Source organism: Haladaptatus sp., assembly GCF_049589095.1.
GTDB lineage: Archaea > Halobacteriota > Halobacteria > Halobacteriales > Haladaptataceae > Haladaptatus.
Map to the genome: position 1 here is coordinate 1 of NZ_JBAWAC010000419.1, position 5,467 is coordinate 5,467.

At 61.0% G+C, this 5,467-nt stretch carries 4 protein-coding genes; 1 reads left to right on the forward strand and 3 read right to left on the reverse strand.

Annotated elements, in window-relative coordinates; genetic code table 11:
* Positions 1 to 197 precede the first annotated feature (197 nt).
* The 3 genes from WBV42_RS13185 to WBV42_RS13195 form a co-directional block, all read right to left on the reverse strand.
* A complete protein-coding gene (locus tag WBV42_RS13185; RefSeq protein WP_423986432.1) occupies positions 198 to 1,148 on the reverse strand; it encodes a homoserine dehydrogenase in 951 nt (316 codons plus the stop codon).
* Positions 1,145 to 1,684: an amino acid-binding protein gene (locus WBV42_RS13190; RefSeq protein WP_423986433.1), complete on the reverse strand. Its 540-nt coding sequence runs from the start codon at positions 1,682 to 1,684 to the stop codon at positions 1,145 to 1,147. Before WBV42_RS13190 ends, WBV42_RS13185 begins: the two co-directional genes overlap by 4 nt.
* 534 nt (positions 1,685 to 2,218) lie before the next feature.
* Positions 2,219 to 4,405, reverse strand: coding sequence for an elongation factor EF-2 (locus WBV42_RS13195; protein ID WP_423986434.1), 2,187 nt, complete (start codon positions 4,403 to 4,405; stop codon positions 2,219 to 2,221).
* Between the two features lie 141 nt (positions 4,406 to 4,546).
* On the opposite strand from WBV42_RS13195, the gene WBV42_RS13200 reads away from it, so the two are divergent.
* Positions 4,547 to 5,308: a DUF5781 family protein gene (locus WBV42_RS13200; protein ID WP_423986435.1), complete on the forward strand. Its 762-nt coding sequence runs from the start codon at positions 4,547 to 4,549 to the stop codon at positions 5,306 to 5,308.
* Positions 5,309 to 5,467 lie beyond the last annotated feature (159 nt).

The following is a 5,467-nucleotide window of genomic DNA, read 5'->3' on the forward strand; positions in this document are numbered from 1 at the left end:
GTGGTCGACGTGGCCGATGACGGCCAAGTTCTGGTGTGGTTTGTCGCTCATTGTATATCTCACGCGCAGATGCGCTCTGGAGGAATTATTTGGCAGAAGCGGTTAAAACCATTTCGATACGCTATGCGAGCCATCTCGCCGCCGTCTGGCGGTTAATGGCAACAGATGTCATGGTGAAAATGAACACGGGGGGCGGTTTATGATTCGCGTTCGAGCCGCGTCACGTCGGCCAGCACTGCCGTCGCCGTTTCGGGACCGCCCGCACCGCGTCCGCTGATGTTGAGTCGTCCGGCGTATTTCGTCTCGAATTGGACGATATTCCGGGTTCCGGACACCGCGAGCGTCCCGTTTTCGGGGACGAGACGCGGGCCGACGCTGACACCGTCCCGGGCGACTTCGCCGACCAGCCGAATGGTCCACCCGTCCTCGGCCGCCAGTTCGAGCGCACTCCCCGGCAAATCACGGATTCCATCGACGTCCGCGTCCGAAAGCGTGTGTCCACCGTCGAACAGTACGTTGGCGAGGATGGCGCATTTCAGTGCGGCGTCCGTCCCGTCGACGTCGAACGATGGGTCGGCTTCGGCCACTCCCAAATCCTGTGCTTCGGCGAGGACGTGTTCGTAGCTCAGTCGCTCGGTGGCCATCCGCGAGAGAACGAAGTTGGCCGTCCCGTTGAGCACGCCGCGAACGGCAGTGACGTTGTCCGCGCCAACGTCCTCGATGGTCGAGAGCACGGGAATCGCGCCGCCGACGGTCGCCTCGAACAGGAGACTTCCTTCGCTGTCGCGGGAGAGTGCGCGCAGCTCGTCGTATCGTTCAGCCACCGGTCCCTTGTTCGCCAGCACGACGTGACGGTCCCTGGCGAACGCTTCGCGTGCGTGACCGAAACCGGGCTGTGCATCGCCGAGCGTGGTCGGCGTCGCCTCGACGAGCACGTCGTACTCGCTTTCGAGTGCCGTTTCCGGGTCGGCATCCCCGACGGCTCCGTCGCTCTGCTTGCGCGCGAGCACCGACTCCACGTCGATACCGTCCGCATCCACGACGGCACCCGACGAATCCGCGAGCGCCGTCACCGTGTGGCCGTACTCGGCCGCCAGTTCGGCTACGGACCGACCGACGGCACCGGCTCCGAACACCGCGAGTTTCATGCTACCCCCTCCCCGTCCGTCAGCGGCTGGATGACGCGTAACTCCTTGTCACCGGCGATAGTGGCCACCGTGTCGAGAACGTCGTTCGTCTCGGTGGAATCCGTGGCGAGGCGCAGCCGAGCGCTCGACACGTCGCTCGTCCCTTCGGGGGCGGACAGCGAGATATCGACGACGGAAGCGTTCGATTCCGTCGTGATTCTGGAGAGCGTGTCCGAAACGTCGGTGTCGATGATATGCCCCGTGAGGATGACGGTGATCTCCTCGTCGTATCGTTCCGCACCCGCGCGAATGACGTTGATACTCGCGGTTCGAAGTGCCGCAACGATGGTCTCGAATCGGTTCGGATGACATTCGAAATCCACTTCGACCGGAATGTTGCCGCGTGGTGTGAGCGACCCGCGTTCGTGAAAGACACTGAGCAAGTTGCCACCGTGGTCGGCGATAGGTTTCAGGGCACGGAGCAGTTGACCCGGTTCGTCAGATAGTTCCAGTCGAACCGTGTATGCTTGGACGCGCCCCTCGTCGTGATCCGCCATGATGACTGGAGTGGGGTGATGGAGGAGTATAAGCCTTCAGACGGTCGCAAAATTATCCAATCGCAAGCGGGGAACGGGATGCAACGGAGAAAAATGGTGCGAAACCGCAGTTAGTCATTGCCTATGCTACACGTTAACGGGATCGTAGTAATACCGATGGAGCGTGAACCGATGAACCGGTGATAGGAAATGAGATTTACTGATGCGGTCCGTGCGAGTAGTTCCGGTACGAGTCGGAAGCAGGATCACGTTTGTGCATTCTGCCAGACGGCGTTCGACAGCCAGAACCGGGTGTGCCCCATGTGCGACGCGGAGATCGTCTTCCGGGGGGACCGGTAGCTGTTCGCGACTGTAACTGACGACACCGTCTCACCGACCTGAAAACGCTCGGCGAGCGATGCTAGCGATTCTAAGCCAGTGCAGTGAGACGGCAGTGATTCTACGTGGCGCGATATCCATCGAGCAACGGAGCAGAGCGTCGGCTCCTCGGTTCGTGACTACACGAAAGAAAGGACGTTCGAGGGGATTCCTCGATTAGAAGTAATCGACGGCCTGCGGGAGTTCCAACTTCATGCCTTTGCGCTCTCGGATTTCCATGATGGTCTCGCGCTGGAGGTTGTCCGCCATAAAGCGGAACCCGGCGTTCTCCGTGTTCCACGACGCACGACCTTCCGTCGCACTGCGGATGTCCGAGGAGAACCCGATCATCTCGTCGACGGGCGCGATACCCTCGACGACCATGAGGTCACCCTCTTGGTACCTGTCGTCCACGCGGCCACGGCGACCCTGAATCTCGCCGGACGCGGCACCCATGTGGTCGTTCGGAACGTCGATACGGACGTTCTGAATCGGTTCGAGGAGTTTGACGTGACCGTGGATGAGTGCGTTGTGCACTGCCTGCCGGACCGCAGGGATGACCTGTGCCGGACCACGGTGGATGGTGTCCTCGTGGAGACGTGCGTCGTTGAGTTTGATGAGCGTTCCCTCGACGGGTTCGCCAGCGAGCGGACCGTTGTCGAGCGCCTCTTCCAGTCCTTCGATGACGAGTTCCATCGTCTCGTTCAGGTGCTGGATACCTTTCGTGTTGTCGATGAGGATGTTCGACCCGTGAATCTCCTCGACATTCTGGCTGATATCCTTGTCCATGCCAGCCTCTTGGAGCACTTCACGGCGCTCCTGTTCGGGCATGTCCATCGAGACCTCCCCGAGTTTCAGTTTCTCGACGATATCGTCCGACAGCGGTTCAACCGTGAGGTAGAACCGGTTGTGGCGGTTCGGGGAGATACCTTCGACTTCGGTGGTCGCTCCCTGGACCTTCTCGCGGAAGACGACGATAGGCTCACCAGTCGTCACCGGAATTCCCTGGTTGCGCTCGATACGCTGGGTGATGACTTCGAGGTGGAGTTCACCCTGTCCGCTGATGAGGTGTTCACCCGTGTCCTCGTTGATGTCGATCTGGATGGTCGGGTCCTCTTTGGAGACCTGTCGAAGCGTCTCGATGAGTTTCGGCAGGTCGTCCATGCTCTTTGCCTCGACGGACTTCGTGATGACGGGTTCGCTGATGTGTTCGATGGACTCGAACGGCGTCATCTCCACGCTCGATACCGTCGAACCGGCGATAGCGTCTTTCAGACCGGTGACGGCCGCGATGTTCCCGGCAGGGACGCGCCCCACTTCCTCGCGTTCGCCACCCATGTAGATACCGACGCTTTGGACGCGGTTCGTTCCGGCGGTTCCCGAGACGTAGAGGTCTTGACCTTTCTCCAGCGTTCCGGAGAAGACACGACCGGCGGCGATTTCGCCAGCGTGCGGGTCGATACCGATGTCGGTGGCCATCAGGACGACTTCGCCGTCCGGGTCCACGAGTCGCATCTGCTCGGCGAGTTCCGACTCGTCGTCACCACGCCAGACGCGCGGGATACGTCGCGGTTGCGCCTCGATGGGGTCCGGGAAGTGTTCACAGACCATGTCGAGGATGACGTCCGACAGCGGCGTTCGCTCGTGGAGTTCTTGACGCTTGTCGTTGCGTTCGAGGTCCATGATGTCCCCGAAGTCCATGCCCGTCGCTTGCATCGACGGCATGGAGACACCCCACTTGTAGAGTGCCGACCCGAATCCGACGGTTCCCTCTTCGACGGAGACGGTCCAGTCGTCCACGTCGTCCATGTCCTCGGTCATACCGCGGATCAGCTCGTTCACGTCGTCGATGACGTTGAGCAGGCGGCGTTGCATCTCCTCGGGACCCTCTTGGAGTTCCGAGATGAGTCGGTCCACTTTGTTGATGAACAGGGCTGGCTTAACGCCCTCACGGAGCGCCTGTCGGACGACGGTTTCCGTCTGCGGCATTGCGCCTTCGACAGCGTCCACGACGACGAGCGCACCGTCGACGGCACGCATCGCACGGGTCACGTCGCCACCGAAGTCGACGTGGCCCGGTGTGTCGATGAGGTTGATGAGGTGGTCTTTGTCCTCGTACTCGTGGGTCATCGAGACGTTCGCCGCGTCGATGGTGATACCGCGTTCCTGTTCGTCCTCCTCCGTGTCCATCATCAACTGGGTGGCTTCGCCTTGGTCGGCGATCATGCCCGCACCAGCGAGAAGGTTGTCCGTCAGTGTCGTTTTACCGTGGTCGACGTGGGCGGCGATAGCGATGTTCCGAATCTGCTCCGGCTTGTCCATGAGCCGCTCACACTGTTCGACGATCTTCTTTCGTCTACCCATATATGGGTGTCTCTACCTGTACGAGGTTGAAAAGCGTAGTGTTTTCCCGCCCGCAAAACGGCTGGAAACGGCCCATTACCCTGCCAAACAGTCACATATGGCACAAGAGTAATGGCCATTCAGAGCGTGACAACAACACGCATGGATATTCGAGTACACGGTTCTACGTCCCCCAACCCATTCCTCAGTGCTTCCGACCTCTTCGAAACCGAACTCGACCTCGAACGACCCGTTCACGTACGTGTGCGTGACGATCCGGACGAACGAACGTGGACCGCACACCCCGACGGCCACCACGTCCTCAACATCTCCCGGCAGGCCGCGACCAGCGTGATGGCCCGCGAACTCGCGCTCCACGAGTACTCGCACATGGCCCGCAACGAGCAGTCCCACCCCTCGCACACCCAATCGACCGCCGAGGCGTTGTTCCTCGCCTTCGCGGGTCGGTCGGTCGAGCGTCGGAAACTCACTCACTGCTATCAGATCGCCAATCACATGAAGGACATCTACGCCGACGACATCACGCTCGATCTCGGTCCGAGCGACAAACTCGTCACCTTCCTCGAATCGCAACTCGCGGCCGCGGTCGCCGACCGCCCGCAACGACTTCCGGGCCGCCGACTGACCGCGACCTCCGACCCCGAGATGACGGCCGTCAACGCCGCGTTCGCGCTCGCCATGGTCGAGCGCCACGACCTCGTCGCGCGGGACCACCGCCTCTACGACCTCGCCCGCACCGCCTCCCGTGACGCCCCGTCCATTGACGTACAGGGGTTCAAATACCGCTTCCTCTCACTCGGCGACGACCCCACCGAAAGCGAGTACCGAAAAGCGCTCGTCGACGCCGCCCGTGAATACGTCCTCGGTGGCGAAGAAGGTGGTTCCGAACAAGCGGCGGACTAGGGAGTTCTGGTTTTGATTGCTCTGCGGTCGTCACGACTGGAAAGATGACGGCGAACGCGACGAAAGGAGCGTCCGTTCGAACTCGTCACTCAAGGAGCGATAAACGAGAGAATATCCGGGAGAAATTTAGCGGGCCGCGGCGGCGACGCGCTCTTTCTC

Bases quoted from the DNA above. Each gene is read 5' to 3' on its own strand.
- WBV42_RS13200 (WP_423986435.1), top strand. From the start codon at position 4,547: ATGGATATTCGAGTACACGGTTCTACGTCCCCCAACCCATTCCTCAGT.
- WBV42_RS13195 (WP_423986434.1), bottom strand. From the start codon at position 4,405: ATGGGTAGACGAAAGAAGATCGTCGAACAGTGTGAGCGGCTCATGGAC.
- WBV42_RS13190 (WP_423986433.1), bottom strand. From the start codon at position 1,684: ATGGCGGATCACGACGAGGGGCGCGTCCAAGCATACACGGTTCGACTG.
- WBV42_RS13185 (WP_423986432.1), bottom strand. From the start codon at position 1,148: ATGAAACTCGCGGTGTTCGGAGCCGGTGCCGTCGGTCGGTCCGTAGCC.